20 protein-coding genes are annotated in these 17,673 nt (G+C 73.0%); 11 read left to right on the top strand and 9 right to left on the bottom strand.

Translation table 11 applies throughout. From position 1 onward, the window contains the following. Positions 1-28: 28 nt before the first annotated feature. The gene (locus BMX97_RS27275; RefSeq protein ID WP_177202374.1) at positions 29-1,009 is read right to left on the bottom strand and encodes a beta-ribofuranosylaminobenzene 5'-phosphate synthase family protein; all 981 of its coding nucleotides are present in this window, start codon (positions 1,007-1,009) and stop codon (positions 29-31) included. Positions 1,010-1,316: 307 nt separating this feature from the next. Here BMX97_RS27275 and BMX97_RS27270 point away from each other — a divergent pair, with 307 nt between their 5' ends. From BMX97_RS27270 to BMX97_RS27255, 4 genes are read left to right on the top strand one after another with little or no spacing between them, the layout of a single operon-like run. Then, entirely contained in the window at positions 1,317-2,420 is a 1,104-nt protein-coding gene (locus BMX97_RS27270; protein ID WP_091754314.1) for a molybdopterin-binding domain-containing protein, read from the top strand. Beyond that, entirely contained in the window at positions 2,414-4,054 is a 1,641-nt protein-coding gene (locus BMX97_RS27265) for a formylmethanofuran dehydrogenase subunit A (protein ID WP_091754313.1), read from the top strand. Before BMX97_RS27270 ends, BMX97_RS27265 begins: the two co-directional genes overlap by 7 nt. Next, positions 4,042-4,974 carry a formylmethanofuran--tetrahydromethanopterin N-formyltransferase gene (gene fhcD, locus BMX97_RS27260; RefSeq protein ID WP_060847555.1) on the top strand — a complete coding sequence of 311 codons (933 nt, stop codon included), beginning with the start codon at positions 4,042-4,044 and terminating at the stop codon, positions 4,972-4,974. Before BMX97_RS27265 ends, fhcD begins: the two co-directional genes overlap by 13 nt. Further along, positions 4,971-5,768, top strand: coding sequence for a formylmethanofuran dehydrogenase subunit C (locus BMX97_RS27255; protein ID WP_091754312.1), 798 nt, complete (start codon positions 4,971-4,973; stop codon positions 5,766-5,768). Before fhcD ends, BMX97_RS27255 begins: the two co-directional genes overlap by 4 nt. Before the next feature lie 130 nt (positions 5,769-5,898). Here BMX97_RS27255 and BMX97_RS27250 read toward each other — a convergent pair whose 3' ends face one another. From BMX97_RS27250 to BMX97_RS27220, 7 genes are all read right to left on the bottom strand, one after another. Further along, entirely contained in the window at positions 5,899-6,507 is a 609-nt protein-coding gene (locus BMX97_RS27250) for a hypothetical protein (RefSeq protein ID WP_091754368.1), read from the bottom strand. A 24-nt stretch (positions 6,508-6,531) separates the two neighbouring features. Further along, on the bottom strand, positions 6,532-7,389 hold the full coding sequence (locus BMX97_RS27245; protein ID WP_091754311.1) for an ABC transporter permease: 858 nt from the start codon (positions 7,387-7,389) through the stop codon (positions 6,532-6,534). Between the two features lie 10 nt (positions 7,390-7,399). Continuing rightward, entirely contained in the window at positions 7,400-8,152 is a 753-nt protein-coding gene (locus tag BMX97_RS27240; protein WP_091754310.1) for an ABC transporter ATP-binding protein, read from the bottom strand. Next, the gene (locus BMX97_RS27235; RefSeq protein ID WP_091754309.1) at positions 8,149-8,388 is read right to left on the bottom strand and encodes a hypothetical protein; all 240 of its coding nucleotides are present in this window, start codon (positions 8,386-8,388) and stop codon (positions 8,149-8,151) included. Before BMX97_RS27235 ends, BMX97_RS27240 begins: the two co-directional genes overlap by 4 nt. A 65-nt stretch (positions 8,389-8,453) precedes the next feature. Beyond that, entirely contained in the window at positions 8,454-8,879 is a 426-nt protein-coding gene (locus tag BMX97_RS27230; protein ID WP_091754367.1) for a cupredoxin domain-containing protein, read from the bottom strand. Positions 8,880-8,971: 92 nt separating this feature from the next. Then, positions 8,972-9,976 carry a YVTN family beta-propeller repeat protein gene (locus tag BMX97_RS27225; RefSeq protein ID WP_091754308.1) on the bottom strand — a complete coding sequence of 335 codons (1,005 nt, stop codon included), beginning with the start codon at positions 9,974-9,976 and terminating at the stop codon, positions 8,972-8,974. A gap of 129 nt (positions 9,977-10,105) precedes the next feature. After that, positions 10,106-11,398 (bottom strand): ABC transporter substrate-binding protein, encoded by a 1,293-nt coding sequence (locus tag BMX97_RS27220; RefSeq protein WP_091754307.1) that lies wholly within the window; start codon positions 11,396-11,398, stop codon positions 10,106-10,108. 143 nt (positions 11,399-11,541) lie between these two features. On the opposite strand from BMX97_RS27220, the gene BMX97_RS27215 reads away from it, so the two are divergent. From BMX97_RS27215 to BMX97_RS27185, 7 genes are read left to right on the top strand one after another with little or no spacing between them, the layout of a single operon-like run. Beyond that, positions 11,542-12,069, top strand: a complete 528-nt coding sequence (locus BMX97_RS27215; protein WP_091754306.1) for a DUF3280 domain-containing protein — start codon at positions 11,542-11,544, stop codon at positions 12,067-12,069. Between the two features lie 4 nt (positions 12,070-12,073). Next, positions 12,074-12,766 (top strand): (5-formylfuran-3-yl)methyl phosphate synthase, encoded by a 693-nt coding sequence (locus BMX97_RS27210; RefSeq protein WP_091754305.1) that lies wholly within the window; start codon positions 12,074-12,076, stop codon positions 12,764-12,766. 4 nt (positions 12,767-12,770) lie between these two features. Beyond that, a complete protein-coding gene (locus tag BMX97_RS27205) occupies positions 12,771-13,385 on the top strand; it encodes an amino acid kinase family protein (RefSeq protein ID WP_091754304.1) in 615 nt (204 codons plus the stop codon). Next, entirely contained in the window at positions 13,382-14,773 is a 1,392-nt protein-coding gene (locus tag BMX97_RS27200; RefSeq protein ID WP_091754303.1) for a DUF6513 domain-containing protein, read from the top strand. The genes BMX97_RS27205 and BMX97_RS27200 overlap by 4 nt, the downstream gene beginning before the upstream one ends. 4 nt (positions 14,774-14,777) lie before the next feature. Further along, on the top strand, positions 14,778-15,371 hold the full coding sequence (locus tag BMX97_RS27195) for a DUF447 domain-containing protein (protein ID WP_091754302.1): 594 nt from the start codon (positions 14,778-14,780) through the stop codon (positions 15,369-15,371). A gap of 25 nt (positions 15,372-15,396) precedes the next feature. Next, positions 15,397-15,933: an SRPBCC family protein gene (locus tag BMX97_RS27190; RefSeq protein ID WP_060847542.1), complete on the top strand. Its 537-nt coding sequence runs from the start codon at positions 15,397-15,399 to the stop codon at positions 15,931-15,933. A 41-nt stretch (positions 15,934-15,974) separates the two neighbouring features. Then, positions 15,975-16,901: a YVTN family beta-propeller repeat protein gene (locus tag BMX97_RS27185; RefSeq protein ID WP_244538670.1), complete on the top strand. Its 927-nt coding sequence runs from the start codon at positions 15,975-15,977 to the stop codon at positions 16,899-16,901. A gap of 149 nt (positions 16,902-17,050) precedes the next feature. On the opposite strand, the gene BMX97_RS27180 is transcribed toward BMX97_RS27185, so the two are convergent. Further along, positions 17,051-17,311 (bottom strand): BrnA antitoxin family protein, encoded by a 261-nt coding sequence (locus BMX97_RS27180; RefSeq protein WP_060847540.1) that lies wholly within the window; start codon positions 17,309-17,311, stop codon positions 17,051-17,053. Between the last annotated feature and the right edge of the window lie 362 nt (positions 17,312-17,673).

The following is a 17,673-nucleotide window of genomic DNA, read 5'->3' as shown; positions in this document are numbered from 1 at the left end:
CAAAGGTCGTTTTCAACGACCGTTGGTATCAGTCGATCTCGGCGCCGCGATTGCGCCCGCGGGCAATCCGGTAGGTCAGGTCCGGGTGGCGGGCGCGCAGGGTCGCGACCAGCGCCTCGGCCCGCGCCGCATCCGCCGCGAGGGCGAAGCCGGTCGGCCCCCAGGAACTCTGGCCGAATCCCGCGACGCCCTCCGCCTCGACGGTGGCGAGCGCGGCCGCCACGGCCGCGCTGGCGTAGCGCCCGCCCTGGTGGGGCGCGAAGTAGTCGCCGATCCGGCGCTGGATGTCCGTGATGCCGGCGCCGAAGCGCGGCAGGTCCGCGGTGACGGCGGCCGGCAGCACCTGCATCAGCACCGTGCGGCAGATCTCGGCCGCCTCCGGGGCGGGGAACCGGGGCAGCTCGCGGAAGGCCCGTCGCTCCTCCGGGCCGTGGACGCCGGTGCGGCCGGCATCGAGCAGCAGCACCACCCGCCAGGCCTCCGGGAAGGCGAGCCGGGCGATGACCGGGGGCGGCGCGTCGGTGTCGTCGCGCCCGCCATCGACGATGAGGCCGCCGGTGACGAAAGCGGCGAGCCCGACGCCCGAGCGGTTGCCGCGGTCGAGGGCGTCCGCGAAGGCGGCCGGCGCGAAGGGGGCGCCGTGCAGCGCGGCCAGCGCCGCGGCGACCGAGAGGGCGAGCTGCGTGCCCGAGCCGAAGCCCGCATGGGCGGGGATCGCCTCCGCGAGGTGGAATGCCCCCGTTTCCGGCACGCCGAGGTGCCGGGCCGCCAGCGCCGCGTAGCCGCGCACCCGCTCGCACTCGGCGGCGAGGCCGGGGGCGTCGGCTCCGGTGACCCGGAGGGTGTCGGCCCGCGCGGCGGTGAGGTCGATGCCCGGCGCGTCGAGCCCGAGCCCGATGCTGCCGAAGCGCCGGCCGAGCCCGCCATGCAGGTCGAGGAAGCCGAAATGCAGCCGCGCCGGGGCGCGCACCCGCACCTCCGCCCGCGCCGTCGCCGTCCCGTGCGCCAAACCGGCCTCGCTTCCTGCCCTGTCGCCCGGGCGATCACGCCGGGCCGTCCGTCCCGCCCGCGGGACTGTCCCACACCGCCGGTCGCCTGGGCAACTCTCGGGCTGGCCGTGCCGGCCGGATATGTCGACCGGATATCATGACGGGCGGAACTTGTGCCCGGCGGATATTTTTTAGCGCCCGGCGCGGCGAGCCGGACTTTCGGGGGACTTGCCTCGCCGCCCTCCCGGATGCGACCGTCCGCCCCGGAATCGTGGCGGTTCCGGGATCGGGCGGTCCGCGGGGCCGCGAAGACGTGAGCGAGGGCGGATGACGGCCTGGATCGACGGGCGGGCGGTGGAGCGCGACGCGGCAGTGGCGGCGGCGGCGGAGCTGCTGGCGGGGGCGCGCAACCCCCTCGTCGCCGGCCTCGTCGCCGAGGCGGCGGGCGTGCAGGCGGCCTACGACCTCGCCCGGACGCTCGGCGCCTCGGTCGATCCCGCCGCCGGCGCGGCGATCTACGCCGATCTCGGCGCCCTCGCCTCGGCCGGCGCCATGGCCACCACCCCGGCGGAGACCCGGGGCCGGGCCGATCTCGTCCTCCTCATCGGCCGGGCGCCGTGGGCGTCGGGCCTCGCCCGCGACCTCTCGGCGGACGCACCCGTGCGCGGCCGGGCTGCGGGCCGCCCGCGCACGCTCGTCGCGCTCGGCGGCACCGGCGACGGCGCGGTGCAGCACGTCGCCTATCCGGCGGGCGAGGCCGGGATCCCGGCGGCGCTCGGGCTGCTGCGTGGCCTCGTCGCCGGCCGGGTCGCCGGTCCCCATCCCCTCGCCGACCTCGCGGCGCGCCTGCGCGACGCCCTCTACGGCGTGGTGGTGTACGATCCGGCCGAGATCGGCGCCCTCGGGGCCGAGATGCTGACCGGCCTCGTCAAGGACCTCAACGAGACCACGCGCTGCTTCGCGCTCGCCCTCGGCGATCCCTACCAGGGCCGCACCGCCGTCCAGGTCTCCGCTTGGAGCACCGGCCAGGGGCCGCGGGTCGGCTTCGGCCGCGGCCGCCCGGAGCACGATTCCTGGCGCTTCGACTCCGATCGTCAGGTCGCCGCCGGAGAGGTCGACGCCGCGCTCTGGCTCGCCGCCCTGCCGGCCCCCCTGCCCGCCTGGGCCGGCACCCTGCCGACCGTGGCGCTCCTCGGGGCGCCGACCGGAACCGAGGCCCGGGTCGTGATCGGCGTCGCCGTGCCGGGCGAGACCGAGGGCGCCGCCCTGTGGCATCCGGGCCGGGCGGTCATCGCCTGGCGGGAGGCCGGGGCGCCCGCGTCCGACGCGCCGCCCGGCGCCGCCGCGATCCTCGCCGACATCCATGCCCGCCTCGCCGCCGCGCCGCCGCGCGTGTCCGCGGCCACTTCGGAGCTTTCTGCCTCATGCTGACCCGCATCGCCGGCGGCCGGGTGGTCGATCCGACCGCCGGGCGCGACGCCGTCAGTGACGTCTGGATCGAGGACGGCCGCGTCGTCGCAGCCTCGGACCGCGCGCCCGACCGCACCATCGACGCCGCCGGCTGCATCGTCATGGCGGGCGGCGTCGAGGTCCATTCCCACATCGCCGGCGGCAACGTGGTGCTGGCGCGCCTGCTGCTGCCGGAACTCGGTGTCGCCGAGCCCGACGCGCCGAACCCGCACGGGTCGGGCCGCGACGTCGGCCTGCTCTACGCCCGGATGGGCTACACCACGGCGGTCGAGCCGGCGATGCCGCCGGTCAACGCGCTCGCCACGCAGCTCGAACTCGCCGAGATCCCGCTCCTCGACCGGGGCGGGCTGTGCGTGATGGGCAACGACGACCAGCTGCTCCAGCTGCTGCGCGACCGCGAGAGCGCGGACGCGGTGCGCGACCTCGTGGCGCTGAACGTCGCGACCTCGCGGGCGCTCGGCGTCAAGGTGATCAATGCGGGCGGCGCCGACGCCTTCAAGGACGGGGCGGTCCGCTTCTCCCTCGACGACGAGGTGCCGGCCTACGGGTTGACCTCCCGCACCATCCTCGACGGGCTCCTCGACGCGGTCGAGGCGCTGAAGGTGCCCCACCCGCTCCACGTCCATTGCAGCAATCTCGGCCTGCCCGGGGCCGACGACAGCCTGATCGAGACCCTTGAGGCGGCGGAAGGCCGGCGCATCCACTTCGCCCACGCCCAGTTCTACGCCTACGCGGCGGTCGACAAGGACAACCCGCTGACCGGCGGCTTCCGGTCGGCGGCGCCGCGCATCGCCGAGGCGCTGGCGCACCATCCCAACGCCACGCTCGACATCGGCCAGGTGGTGTTCGGCCAGACCGCCACGATCTCGCTCGACATCCTGCGCCAGTTCTCGGGCCGCAAGGCGGCGAGCCCGCGGAAGTGGATCGTCAACGCGGGCGACGCCGAGGGCGGCGGCATCGTGCCGTTCCGCTACCGCGACCGCGGCCCGACCTCGTCGCTGCAATTCGCCATCGGGCTCGAGATGATGCTGCTCTCGCCCGACCCGGAGCGCACCATCCTGACCACCGACCACCCGAATGGCGGGCCCTTCACCGCCTATCCGCGCATCCTCCACCTGCTGATGGACAAGGAGGCGCGCGACCGCGAGGTTGCCGCCCACCCGAAGATCGCGGCCGAGCGCTCGGGCCTCGCGGCGATCGAGCGCGAATACACCCTCTCGGAGGTGGCGCAGCTCACCCGCTCGGGGCCGGCGAAGCTCCTCGGCCTCACCGATCGCGGCCACCTGCGCCCGGGCGCACGGGCCGACGTCGCGGTCTACCGCGACCAGGCCGATCGGACCGCGATGTTCGCCCGCGCCCATCGGGTGATCAAGGACGGCACGGTGATCGTCGAGGACGGCGAGGTCGTCGCCTGGACCCGCGGCCGCACGCTCCAGCTCTCCGTCGAGGCCGATGCCGGCATGGCGCGGCGGACGGAGTCCTATCTCCAGGGCCGCTTCGGTGCCGGCCTGTCGAGCTTCACCGTTCCCGACGCGGCCTTCCCGGGCCGCCGGGCGGACGAGCCGGTTTTCGAGGCGGTGGCATGCCGGACCTGATCCTCAACGGCATCCGGGTCGAGGACACCTTCGCGGAGGCCTTCGACATGGCGGGCACCGCCCTGGTGCTCACCGCCGACACCGCCGAATGGGCGATGATCGCCGCCGTCACCATGACGGGCTTCGCCACCTCGGTGATCGGCTGCGGGGCGGAAGCGGGCATCGACGCCGTCTTGTCGCCCGACGACACGCCCGACGGGCGCCCCGGGGTGCGGGTCCTGCTGTTCGGCTTCGATGCCGGCGGCCTCAAGGACCAGCTCCTGCGCCGGGTCGGGCAATGCGTGCTGACCTCGCCGGGCAGCGCGGTCTATGCTGGCATCGCCTGGGACGACCCCAACGCCGCCAAGGCGATCAAGCTCGGCGGGGCGATCCGCTACTTCGGCGACGGCTTTTCCACCGCCAAGCGCATCGACGGGCGCCGCTACTGGCGCACGCCGGTGATGGACGGCGAGTTCGTCTGCGAGCATTCGGTGCCGACGATCCAGGGCGCGGTCGGCGGCGGCAACCTGCTCTTCCTCGGCCGGCGCTTCCCCGACACCCTGCGGGTGGCCGAGATCGCGGTGGCGGCGGCCCGCACCATCCCGGACGCGATCCTGCCCTTCCCGGGCGGCGTGGTGCGCTCCGGCTCCAAGGTCGGCGCGCGCACCAAGGGCATGATGGCCTCGACCAACGACGCCTATTGCCCGACCCTGAAGGGCCGCGCCGGCTCGCTCCTGCCGCCGGAGGTCGACGTGGTGCTTGAGATCGTCATCGACGGGCTCTCGGCCGGCGCCGTCTCGGCGGCGATGCGGGCGGCGCTCCACGCCTCCACGGCGGCCGGGGCCGATCTCGGGCTCGTCGCGGTCACGGCGGGCAATTACGGCGGCAACCTCGGCCGCCACCACTTCCACCTCCGGGACCTGCTCGGGGCCGCCGCATGACCACCCTCACCCTGCGCGCCGCACCCCCCGAGCGCCTCGACCTCGCCGGGCTCACCCCCGCTGCCCTCGCCGGCCTGTCCGACGACGAGGCCGCGCGCCTGATCATCGGTACCGGCCGCCACGCCCTCACCTCGGGCGATTGCTTCGCGATCGCCCTCGACGGGTCCGACGAGCTGCGGATCGTCGGCGCGACGGAGCGCCTCGATCGGATCGGCGCCGGCCTCGCGGCCGGACGGATCGTGGTCGAGGGCGATGTCGGCCAGCGCCTCGGCGCCGGCATGACGGGGGGCACCATCACGGTCTCGGGCTCCGCCGGCCCCTTCGCCGGCACGGCGGCCAGGGGCGGCACGATCCGCATTGCCGGCGATGCCGCCGAGAGCGCCGGCGGCGCAATCCACGGTGCCCCCGCCGGGCTCGACGGCGCGACGCTGCTGATCGGCGGCCGCGCCGGCGACCGCCTCGGCGACCGGATGCGCGCCGGCTTGATCGTCGTGAGGGAGGCTGGGGACCACGCCGCGTCGCGGATGATCGCCGGCACGATCGTGGCGGAGGCGGTCGGCGACCATCCGGGCTACGGCATGCGCCGCGGCACCCTGGTGGCGGCCCACCACGGCGCCCTTCTGCCGACCTTCGTCGAGACCGGACGGCAGGATCTCGTGGTGCTGCGCCTGCTGGCGAAGTCGATCGCCGCACATGCACCCGAGGCGGCGGCGCTGCTGCGCGGCCCGATGCGCCGCTACGGCGGCGACCTCGCGACCCTGGGCAAGGGGGAATTGTTCACGCCGGTGGGGTGAGCGAGGGGCGGAGCCGTCTCGTCTCCTGAACTCCCGCCCTGAACTCCCGGTCCAACCCAGAAACCTCATCCCGGGGTGCCGCGTAGCGGCCTCGAAGGATGAGGTCGTGGGTGGGATTCCACCTACATCGCTACAACCGCGCCTGGATCTTCTTGGCGATCGCGCCGAGCCGTTGCTCCAGCAGGGTCGGCACCTCGCAGACATAGGTCAGCGACTGGCTGCGTTCCTGGAAGATGCGCTTGTCCCAGTTGAAGCGGGACTCGAGCTCGGTCAGCTCCTTGGTGTCGGGCACGTCCGGGGCGGTCTTGACCTCGCTGATCCGCCCGGCCTCGTCGCGGATGCGCTCGGCCATCACCTTCTGGCCGCGGGCGTAGCGGCCGATGCCGGCCACCACCTTGTCGCGCTCGCCGTTCAGCACCTCGAACACGCCGGCGAAGACGCGGGTCAGGCGGGTGTCCTTCTCGCCCTTGTCGAGCTTGCCCGCGAAGGCGTCGAGGAGGCCGTCGACCTCTTCCAGCGGCAGCCGGCGCGACGCGATCTTCTGCGCCAGCAGGGCCGCGTCGGTGTCGTTGCCCCATTCGGCGAGCGCCGGGGTCGGGTCGGGCCCGGTCCAGACCGCGCCGGGGCCCAGCGTCGAGACCTTGCGCTGGGCGCAGGGCCAGTCGGGATCGGCCTTGGGCTGGGCGAGCGCCGGACCGGCGCCGACGAGGAGGAGCGTGACGAGAACGGGACGGAGCATCGTGGGCATCTCTCTCAAGGGCGGTCAGCTCGCCTCCCCGGCCGGGCCGCCGCGCCGGGCGAGCAGCCCGCGGCCGGGATCGTAGGCGGCCACCGCCATGACGAAGAACGCGACGCCCGTCCCGACCACGACCGCGCAGGAGACCGGGTTGAAGGCGCCGTAGAGGGCGAAGCGCACGAGTTCGACCGCGTGGGTGAACGGGTTGATCTGGCAGATCCAGTACAGCGTCGCGCTCGATTCGTTGATCCGCCACAGCGGGTAGAGCGCCGAGGAAGCGAAGAACATCGGGAAGATCACGAAGTTCATCACGCTGGCGAAGTTCTCGAGCTGGCGCACCAGCGAGGACAGGAAGAGGCCGATCGCGCCGAGCATCAGGCCCGACGCCAGGAAAGCCGGAAGGGCGAGGAGGTAGCCGGACCAGGGGATGTCGGTCTCGAAGAAGCTCGCCACCGCCAGGAAGACGTAGGCTTGGATCAGCGAGACGATCACCCCGGCGATCAGCTTGGCCAACAGCAGGCTCCAGCGTGGATACGGGCTGGTGAGCAGCACCCGCATCGACCCGACCTCGCGGTCGTAGACCATCGACAGCGAGGATTGCATGCCGTTGAACAGTTGGATCATCACGGCGAGCCCCGGCACGACGTAGACCTCGTAGAGCACGTAGGTCTCGTAGGGCGGCGTGATCGACAGGCCCAGCGTGTTGCGAAAGCCGGCGGCGAAGATGAACAGCCAGACCAGCGGCCGCACCAGGGCCGAGAAGAACCGCTCCTTCTGGTTGAAGAAGCGCAGGAGCTCCCGGCGGACGATGCCCGTGAGCGCGATGAGGTAGCCGCCGGCATCGAGCCGGCCGCGCACCCGGGTGAGGCTCGCACCAGCGCTCATGCCATCGTCCTCATGCGACCCTCTTTGTGGTGTCGGGGCCGCGCTCGGCGGTCATCTGCCGGAACGCGGTCTCGAGGGAGCCGGCCGGCTCGCTGAGGCTGCCGGCGAGGCCCCGGGCGATGATGCGGCCGCGATGCAGCACCACCACCCGGTCGTCGGCCTCGATCTCGTCGAAGATGTGGGTGGCCCAGAGCACCGACAGCCCCTCCTCGCGCACCAGGGCGCGGACGATGGCGACGATATCGGCGCGGGATTCGAGGTCGAGGCCGACGGTCGGCTCGTCGAGGAGCAGCAGGTCGGGCGAGTGGATCAGCGCCCGGGCGATCTCGATCCGCCGCGACTGGCCGCCCGACAGGGTGCGGATCTTGTCGTCGCGCCGCTCGACCAGGCCGATGCGGGACAGCAGCACCTCGATCCGGGCCAGCGCCGCCTTGCGGGGGATGCCGTGGAGGGCGGCGTGGTAGAGCAGGTTCTGGCGCACCGTCAGGTCGGTGTCGAGGGTGCGGGCCTGGAAGACCACGCCGAGGCGGGCGAGCGCCTGCGACGGCTCGCGATCCAGGTCGTGCCCGAGCAGCGCGACCCGTCCGGCCTGGCTGGCGTAGAGCCGCGTCACCACCGAGAACAGCGTGGTCTTGCCGGCGCCGTTCGGCCCGAGCAAAGCCACGAAGGCGGCCCGCGGCACCTCGAACGACACGGCGTCGAGGGCGGTGCGGGCGCCGAAGCGGTGGCTCACGCCCTCGACCGCCAGCGCCGGCCCGCTCATCGGCTGAGCGCCCGGCGGGCGTCGCGCACCGCGTCCAGGCACTCGTCGTATTCCTTCTCGCCGAGTTCCCGCTCGGCGACGCGCAGTTCCTTCCTGAGGGTCTTGGCGACGGCCTCGGCCGGTGACTTCGCCAGCTCGGCCTTGATCATCGCGATGCCGTCCCGGCACGACGCTGCGTCGTCGGCGCGGGCGGGCAAAGCCGTCAGCAGGAGCAGGGCGGCGATGAGCGCGCGCATCCGGGGGTGTCCTCCTTGGTATTACGGTCGATGTAGGCCGGCGGTGGCGACCCGCCCACCCTCGATCATTTCACGATGAAGCGCCCGGTCATGCCCCGGCCTTCCAGCCCCTGGACCGACCACGGGAACTCGCCGGCCCGCACGGTGACGAACTCCACCGCGATCGTGCCCTGGTCGTCGAATTCGAGGTGGTGCGGCGGGCCGGCCATGTGCACTTCGAGGTGGTTGATCACGATCTGGTTCATCCACACGCCGCGGAAGAACTCGCTGGCGAAGAACTTGTATTCCTTCTGCCCCTTGGCGGTGATGCGCAGGCGGTAGGACTTGCCCGCCTCCATCTCGATGTCCTTCACGGGCACCGCGTAGTCGTTGTCCTCGGCGCCGAGGAACAATTCGGGCAGGTCGGTGCGGCCCTTGGTCAGGTCGCCCGCGGAGGCGTGGGTGGCGAGGAGACTTGCCGTGAGAGCGGCGGCAGTGAGAAGGGCGCGCATGAAGAATCCGGGTGGGAGGTCGAGCACACTCCCCTCCCCCACTCGGGAGAGGGGATCCCGCGCCGCATCCGTCTTGCGGCGCGGCAGGGGAACTACTGCGGCGAAATCGCGACGCCCCAGGGCAGCAGCCCGACCGGGATGCTCTTCGTCACCTTCATCGCCTCGACGTCGATCACCGAGACGTCGTTCGAGGTCCCGTTGGTGGAAAACAAGAGCTTCTGGTCCGGCGTGAAGGCGAGCTGCCATACCCGCTGGCCGACCGGCAGGTACTTCTGGACCTCGTAGGTCTTGGCATCGACCACCGCGACCCGGTTGGCGGGCCCGAGCGCGATGAAGGCCTTGGTGCCGTCGTTGGTGAGGCGCACGCCGACCGGCTGGATCTGCTCGTCGGTGACGCCCGGGATCTTGAAGGTGATCTTCTTCACCACCTTGCGGGTCTCGACGTCGATGACCGAGACGGTGCCGCCGACCTCCGCCGAGACCCACAGCCACTTGCCGTCGCGGCTGAACTCGGCGAAGCGCGGGCGCGCGTCGACCAGCACGTTGTCGATCACCTGGAAGGTCTTGGTGTCGATGAAGTGGGCCATGTTGGTGGTCTCGGAGGTGTTGACCAGGATCGACCCGTCCGGGCTCAACCCCATCCCCTCCGGCTCGACGCCGACCGGCACCTCGGCCACCACCTTGTTCTTCTCGATGTCGAGCACCGTGACCTGGCTGTCGTCCTCGTTGGCGACGTAGAGCGGGTTGCCGGACGGGTGCGCGATGAACTGCTCCGGGTCGGGCCCTGAGCGCAGCGAGCGCACGATCTTGCCGGTCTTGGTGTCGAGCACGTCGATGCGGTCGTCGTCGCTGGCGCAAACGTAGAGCAGGCTCCCGTCCTTCCCCACGGTGATGCCCCGCGGCCGGCGTCCCACCGGCCAGGTCGCCGTGACCTTCAGGGTCTCGACGTCGATGACGCTGACCGAGTTGCCCTTCTCGTTGCTGACATAGACCGTGGTGGCCTGGGCGGGCGCGGCCAGCAGAGCAGCGGCGAGGGCGGCGGACAACGCCGCTGCGAGCGCCGCGGGGCGCGCCGATCCGATCCGGTGACGGCTCATTCGTCCTCCCTTCCGGCCGCGCTCGTCCCGCGCGGTCCGTCTCTTCGTGCTCTTCGGATCTTACCTGGCCTGTCGCGGGATCGCGGGCGAGGCCGACTTATGGCTGACGCGGGGGCGGGCGTGTCGCGATCACGATTTCGGCAGCTTGCACTGCGTCTCCGGCAGGTCGATGCCCAGCGTGTCGAGCGGCGTGCGCTGGTGCAGGTAGCCCTGCTCCGGCGCCACCGCCACGAGGGCCTGGGGCTGCACCAGCAGCATCGGCTGGCGCAGCTGGTGGTCCCAGGGGCGGAAGCTCAAGGCCACGCCCTTGTAGCCCGGCAGGCTGAAGGCCGGGTCGGCGATGGCCGCCGTGAGCGCCGCCGGGTCGGTGGTCTTCTTCTGGAAGGCGGCCTCGCCGACGGCGCGCAACGCCGCCCAGACCTGGTAGTCGAGAGGGCGCATCAGCCGGCCGGCGAGGCGGCGGAAGCGGTTCTGGGCCTGGGCGGCGCCCCAGACCTCCAGCGTCGGGTGCCAGGTGGTGGGCACGAGCCCCTGCGTGCCGACGACGGGACGCGGATCGACGGTGTGGAACGGCACGTAATCGCCGAAATCGCCCGCCTCGTCGGCCACCACGGCGACGTCGTAGTCGAGACCGCGGGTGAAGACGAGGGCCTCGGCTCGGGTCGGGGTGTCGCCCCGCGCCCGCGCCAGGGGCCCGAAGGTCCAGGGGCGTTCCGCCGTGATCTGCAGCCCGAATTTCTTGGCCGAGCGCTTCAGCGCCTCGGCCCAGAGCTTGTCGCCGTCCTGCGGGCCGGTGATCAGGAAGAGCTTGCGCCAGCGCATGAAGGCCAGGAACTGCGCCAGCGCGTCGGTCTGCATCGCCCGGCTCGGGGCGACGTGGAAGATGTCGGCCCGGCAATCGGCGCCGCGCAGACGGTCGTCCGGGGCGCTGGCGTTGAACAGGACGATGCCGGACCCTTTGAGCGCGTCGGCCACCGCCAGCAGCTCGTCGGCGGGCAAAGCCAGCACGATGAAGCGCAGGCCCTTGGCGGCGAGCTCGCGGGCGGCGTCCACCGGGCTCTGCGGCGGCGGCGCGCCGGGGGCGGCGGTGCCGAGCGCCACCGCGTCGAGAGCGTAGCTCTGGCCGACGAAGCGGCCGGTCGTGGTGTTGTCGCGGATGGCGAGGTTGGCGCCCGCCAGCCCCTCGTCCTCGGGCGCGGCCTGCGCGTCGTAGGAGGACGGCGCCGGGGCCGGCCGGTAGATCAGGCCGATGCGGATCTCCGCCGCCTTCGGAGCCGCGGGCTGGACCGCCGGCGGCGCGGGTGCCGGCGCCTGCGTATCGGGCGCTTGCGCCCGGGCTGCGACGGCCCACGGTCCGGGCGCCGCCGTCAGGGCGACGAGGAGGCCGAGGGGGGCGAGGGCGCGCTTGCGGAGGGAGGCCATGCCGAGGCAGGCTAGCCCGGATCGTCGCTCACCCTCAACGCCTGTTCGATGAGGAATTTCTGAGAAATCCTTCGCCCAAAGTCCGAGGGCGGCGTCGCGCGGCCGCGTTGCGCCGGCCCGCACCGCCATGCGAGGGTCCCCCGATGCCGGTTCTGCGCGCCCTCTCCGCCTTGGCGATCCTGCCCGCCCTCGCGGCCTTCTCCGTCGGCTCGTCCGCCCAGGCGGCGTCGAGCCCCGCGGCGGTGTTCGCGATCGAGCTGGCCGAGCCCGGCGTGATCGGGCCGCGGCCGTTGAAGCCCGAGGAGGCGCGGCGCCTGGCGCTCGCCACCGAGGCTCTGCGGCGCGAGGTCGCCGGGCGGGGTCTCGAGCCCGTCGACCTGGCGCCCCAGGCCGCGGCGATCCGGCGCGACGCCCCGCTCTACAAGTGCGAGGGCTGCGCGGAGAAGATCGCCCAGGCGGCGGGGGCGGCTCTGGTCGTCTACGGCTACGTCCAACGCAGCGCGCCGCAGGTGCTCAACCTGAACATCACCATCACGGACGTGGCGAGCGGCAAGGTGCTGCGCGGCGGCCAGGTGGTGATCCAGGGCGACACCGACGAGACCTGGCTCCACGGTGTCCGCTCGCTGGTGAAGAACCGCCTGTTTGCCGAGCCGCTGCCGAACCGGTCCTGATCCCGTGCCCGACTCGTCTTCCTCCCGCGTCCGCCTCCTCGTCAGCGTCCGCGACGCCGCGGAGGCCGCGCTCGCCCGCGACGGCGGCGCCGACCTGATCGACGGCAAGGATCCGGAGTGCGGCGCCCTCGGGGCGCTCCCGGCCGAGATCGTGCGGGCGATCGTGGCGGTCTCCGGCGACCGGCTCACCAGCGCGGTGGCGGGCGAGCCGCGGGACGCCGTAGAGGCCTCCGCCTGCCTCGCGGCGCTCGCCGGCACGGGGGTCGGCTACCTCAAGATCGCCTGGGCGCCGGGGCGCGACGCGGCGGGCCTGATTCTCCCCGCCGGCACGCCGGTGATCGCGGTGCTGTTCGCCGAGGACGGCCCGGACGGGGACGACGTCCCGGGGCTCGCTGCCGCGGGTTTCTCCGGCGCGATGATCGACACGCGGGGCAAGGACGGGCGGCGCCTCGCCGACCACCTGGCCCTGCCGCGGCTCGCCGGCTTCACGGCGGCGTGCCGGGCGCACGGCCTGCTCTCGGGCCTCGCCGGCTCGCTCCGGCTCGACGACATCCCCGATCTCGCGGCGTTGCGGCCGGGCTATCTCGGTTTTCGCGGCGGCCTGTGCGCGGCGGCGGACCGCACCGGGCGGCTCGATCCGGCCCGGATCGCCGAGGCGGCGCGGCGGCTGGCGGCGCCCCGCGTCGCGGCGGCCTGAACCGGTGCCGCGGCAGGGGACGGGGTTCCCGGCAGCCCTCACAATCGTCAAGGTCGGCGGTAGCCTCGTGGCCGACCGCGACCGGCTGCGCCGGGTGCTCGCGTCGCTCGCCGACGGGGAGGACGGGCCGGTGGCGATCGTGCCGGGCGGCGGCGCGCTCGCCGACGCGGTGCGCACGACGCAAGGCGCCCTCGGCTTCCCCGATCCCCTCGCCCATCGCCTCGCCCTCGACGCGATGGCGGGCATGGCGCGGATCTTCGCGGCGCTCGAGCCGCGCCTCGTCGTGACGCAGGATCCGGCCGGGGGCCTCGCCGCCGGGACCGTTCCGGTCTGGGATCCCTCCCCCCTCGCCGCCGGCCATCCGGAGATTCCGGAGAGCTGGGACGTGACCTCGGACAGCCTGGCGCTCTGGCTCGCTGCGCGGCTCGGGGCCGCGCGCTGCCTGCTGGTGAAGTCCGCCGATCCGGCGCCCGGCGCCGCCCTCCCGGATCTCGCGCGGACCGGACTGGTAGACGCCGCCTTCCCGGCCTTTGCGACTCTCTTCGCCGGTGCGATCGTGCTACGGGGCCCCGGCGGCGACCGGACCTGCCGCGGATCCCTGTCGGAGCGCGCCGCGTGAGGGAGCACCTCGTCTTCATCACCGGACGGCTCGCCAAGGCGCGGCTGGAGAAGATCGCCGCGAGCCTGCCGCCGGAACGCTTCGCCTGGACCATCGCGGATGCCGGCGTGAAGGTCGCCGCGCTGATGACCGAGGAGATCATCCGCCGCCGGGTGACGATCCCGGCCGACGCAACGCGGGTCATCCTGCCTGGGCGCTGCCGGGCCGATCCCGCCGTGCTGGCCGGGCATTTCGGCGTGCCGGTGGAGCGCGGGCCCGACGAGATCGTCGATCTGCCGGTCTTCCTCGGGCTCGCCGGGCGCAAGGTCGACCTGACGCGCCACGACGTGCGGATCTTCTCCGAGATCGTCGACGCCTCGCGGATGACGCCCGAGCAGATTCTCTTTCGCGCCAAGGACCTGGCCCGGCGCGGGGCCGACGTGATCGATCTGGGCGGCCTGCCCGACACGCCCTTTCCCCATCTCGACGACACGGTGCGGCTCCTCAAGGCCGAGGGGCTGCGGGTCAGCGTCGATTCGTTCTCGGCCGACGAGCTGCGGCGCGGCGCGGCGGCCGGAGCCGACTTCCTGCTCAGCCTCAACGAGGAGACCCTCGACCTCGCCTTCGAGACCGACGCGGTGCCGATCCTGGTGCCGATGCGGCCCGAGGACCTGCCCTCCCTCGACCGGGCGATCGAGCGGATGCAGCGGGCGGGCAGGCCCTTCATCGCCGACCCGATCCTCGAACCGATCCATTTCGGCTTCGCGGCGTCGCTGGTGCGCTACCACGAGACCCGGCGCCGCCACCCCGACATCGCCATGATGATGGGGACCGGCAACCTGACTGAGCTCACCGAGGCCGACAGCCTTGGGGTGACGGCGCTCCTGATGGGCGTGTGCTCCGAACTGGCGATCGGCAACGTGCTGATCGTGCAGGTCTCGAACCACACCCGCCGCACGGTCGAGGAGCACGACGCCGCCCGCCGGGTGATGTACGCCGCCAAGGCCGACGCCGCCCTGCCCAAAGGTTATGGCCGCGCCCTCCTCGCCCTGCACGACAAGCGGCCCTATACCCAGAATGCGGACGAGATCGCGGCGCTGGCCGCGGACGTGCGCGACCCCAACTACCGCGTCGCGGTCGCGGAGGACGGGGTCCACATCTACAACCGCGACATCCACGAGGTCGGGCACGACGCGATGGCGTTCTTCCCCAGGCTCGGCGTCGAGGCGGATGGCGGCCACGCCTTCTATCTCGGCGGGGAACTGACCAAGGCGGAACTGGCCTGGCGCCTCGGCAAGCGCTACGTGCAGGACGAGCCGCTGGATTGGGGCTGTGCGATGGACGCCGACGCCGAGGACACCACCCGCTTCAAGGCCCCGGGCCATACCCGCCAGAGCGGGAAGCCCTGAGGCCGTGCCGCTGATCCTCGAGACCATCGTCACGACGCTCGCGCCCGACGGCGCCCTGCACCTCGTACCGTTCGGGCTGATCCGGGACGGCGAGGACTTCTGGGTGGCCCCGTTCCGGCCCTCGCCGACCATCGCCAACCTGGAGGCGCTGCCGTTCTTCGCCGCCGCCGCGCCCGCGGACGTGCGGGTGATCGCCGGCTGCGTTACCGGCCGGCGCGACTGGGCGAGCGTGCCTTGCCGCGACATCCCGGTGCCGCGCCTGGAGGCGGCCTACGGCCACATGGAACTGCAGGTCGTGGAGGTGCGCGACGATCCCGTCCGGCCGCGCTTCCGCGGCCGGGTGGTCAGCGCCGAGGCGCACCGGCCCTTCCTCGGCTACAACCGGGCGCAGAGCGCGGTGCTGGAGGCGGCGATCCTGTCGACGCGCCTGCACATGCTGAACCCCGACACGGTGCTCGCCGAGCTGCAGCACCACCGCATCGCCGTCGAGAAGACGGCCGGGCCCGCCGAGCGCGAGGCCTGGAACTGGATCGCCGCGAAGGTCGCGGCCGCCCTGCCCCAGGCGGCCGGAGGCTCCCTCGCGGTCGATGACGCGTGAGACACGCGTGAACAGGAGAGATCCGATGAAGCGCATCATCGCGGCGGCCCTGCTCGCCGCCGTCGCGGCGGCCCCCGCCGCCCAGGCCCACGGCCCGACCCGCAAGAAGGTCGAGGAGAAGGTCACGATCAACGCCGCGCCGGACAAGGTCTGGGCGGTGGTCGGCAACTTCCAGGACATGAGCTGGCTGCCGCCGGTCGAGAAGACCGAGGGCAAGGGCGGCAACGAGGTCAAGGCCACCCGCACCCTCACCCTGAAGGGCGGCCCCACCGTCGACGAGGAGCTCTACAAGTACTCGGCCGAGCAGAAGAGCCTGTCGTACCGCATCAACAAGGTCGACGTGAAGGTGCTGCCGGTCAACAACTACTCCTCGACGATCAAGGTCGAGCCGGCCGAGGGCGGCAAGTCGGAAGTGGTGTGGGACGGCGCGTTCTACCGCGGCTACATGAACAACGATCCGCCGCCCGAGCTGAGCGACGAGGCGGCGATCAAGGCGGTGTCGGGCCTGTACCGCGCCGGCCTCGACAACCTGAAGGCGAAGATCGAGAAGAGCGGCTCGTGAGCCGTCGGCGCGCCCGGTCCCTCGCCGGGCTCTGCCTCCTCCTGGGGATCGGTCTCGCGCCGATCCCCGCCGGGGCGGAGCCGTCGGGGGTGACCGAGGCCTTCGTCACCGCGCAGAACGCCGATGCCGTCGACGTGGTCGACCTCGACGGGCTGAAGCGCGTGGCGACGATTCCCGTACCGGGCGCGCCGGCCGGGATCGCGCTCTCGCCCGACCGGGCCCGGGTCTACGTCACGGCACCCGAGGGCAAGGCGCTGGTGGTGATCGACGCCGCCACGCGCCGGGTCGTGCGGACGGTCGCCCTCGGCGGCGGTCCCCTCGGGGTCGGGGTCAACCCGGTGAGCGGCGCGGTCTACGTCGCCGACTGGTACGCCAAGCGGCTGTGGCAGGTCGATCCCGAGACCCTGGCGGTCGCGGGCGAGATTCCGGTCGGCACCTCGCCGTCGGGGATCGCGGTGACGCCGGACGGCAAGTTCCTCCTGGCGGCGGACCGCGACGACGACGCGCTCTCCCTCGTCGACACCGCGACGCGCCAGCGGGTCGCGGTGATCCCGGTCGGGACCCGGCCGTTCGGGGTCACGATCGATCCGCAGGGCAAGCGGGCCTATTCGGCGAATGTCGGCTCGAACGACGTCTCGGTCGTCGACATTGCGTCGCGCCGCGAGGTCGGCCGGGTCAAGGTCGGCGAGCGGCCCTACGCGGTGGCGCTGGCCCAGGGCCGCGCCTTCGTCACCGACCAGTATGGCGGCACGGTGAGCACCTTCGACGCCGCCACCCTGGAGCCCGGTCCTCGCCTCGATGTCGGGGAATACCCGGAGGGCATCCAGGCGAGCCCGGACGGCCGCACGGTCTACGTCGCCAACTGGGAATCGAACACCCTCACGGCGATCGATGCGGCGACCCTGCGGGTGACCGGAACGGTGAAGACCTCGGACGGGCCGCGGGCCTTCGGGCAGTTCCTGCGCTGAGGCGCGGCGGGGTCGCCCGCGCGCCGATCGGCACCGAGCGGTAGTTCGACGCGAACGGGTTGGTCACCAGCCCGCCCTCGGCCTGCGCCGGCCCGGCGAGCAGCAGGAGGAGCGCCGCGCACCGCAGCCGCATCAGAGCGCGGCCGCCATCAGAGGCCCGCGACCTTGCGCAAAGCCGCGTTGATGCGGTCCTGCCAGCCCGGACCCTCTCCCTGGAAATGCTCGAGCACGTCGCGGTCGAGGCGCAGGGACACGGTCTCGCGCACGCCCGGGATCGCGGCCCTGGCGGCGGGCTTCGGCTTGGCGTCCTGCGGGGCCGGGCCCTCGGCGGGCTTGCGGGTCACGGCCCGGAACGCGGCCTCGGCAGTCTGGCGCGGGTCGCTGCCGCGGCGGGAACGATCGAATGACATCGGGAGTCCTCCTGCCCCCGCCGTAGCACGGCGCCGGCCCGGCCCCAATCCGGATGGCGTGCCGTCCGGCCGGACCGCCCATTCTCAAGGGGATGACCCGGATCGATCCGGGCACGTCGCTCGCGGCGGCGTCCCCGAGGGCGCGATCACCCCCTTCCCCGCGCTCGGGACGCGGATGCTCGGGATCCCGGGTCGGCTCGTTGCCCGGGCCGCCGCGGAGAACGGCCGACGCCGCTCGTGCAGGCCCCTTGAAACGCGAAGAGCCCGGCCGTGAGGCCGGGCTCCGCTCCGTCCGGGGACGGAGAGTTCAGACTAGAAGCCGTTGAACTTGTAGTTCAGGCCGGCGCGGACGACCGCGAACT

The sequence above is a fragment of the Methylobacterium sp. ap11 genome (genome assembly GCF_900110515.1).
Lineage (GTDB): Bacteria > Pseudomonadota > Alphaproteobacteria > Rhizobiales > Beijerinckiaceae > Methylobacterium > Methylobacterium ajmalii.
This window is presented reverse-complemented; position numbering and strand designations above follow the sequence as displayed.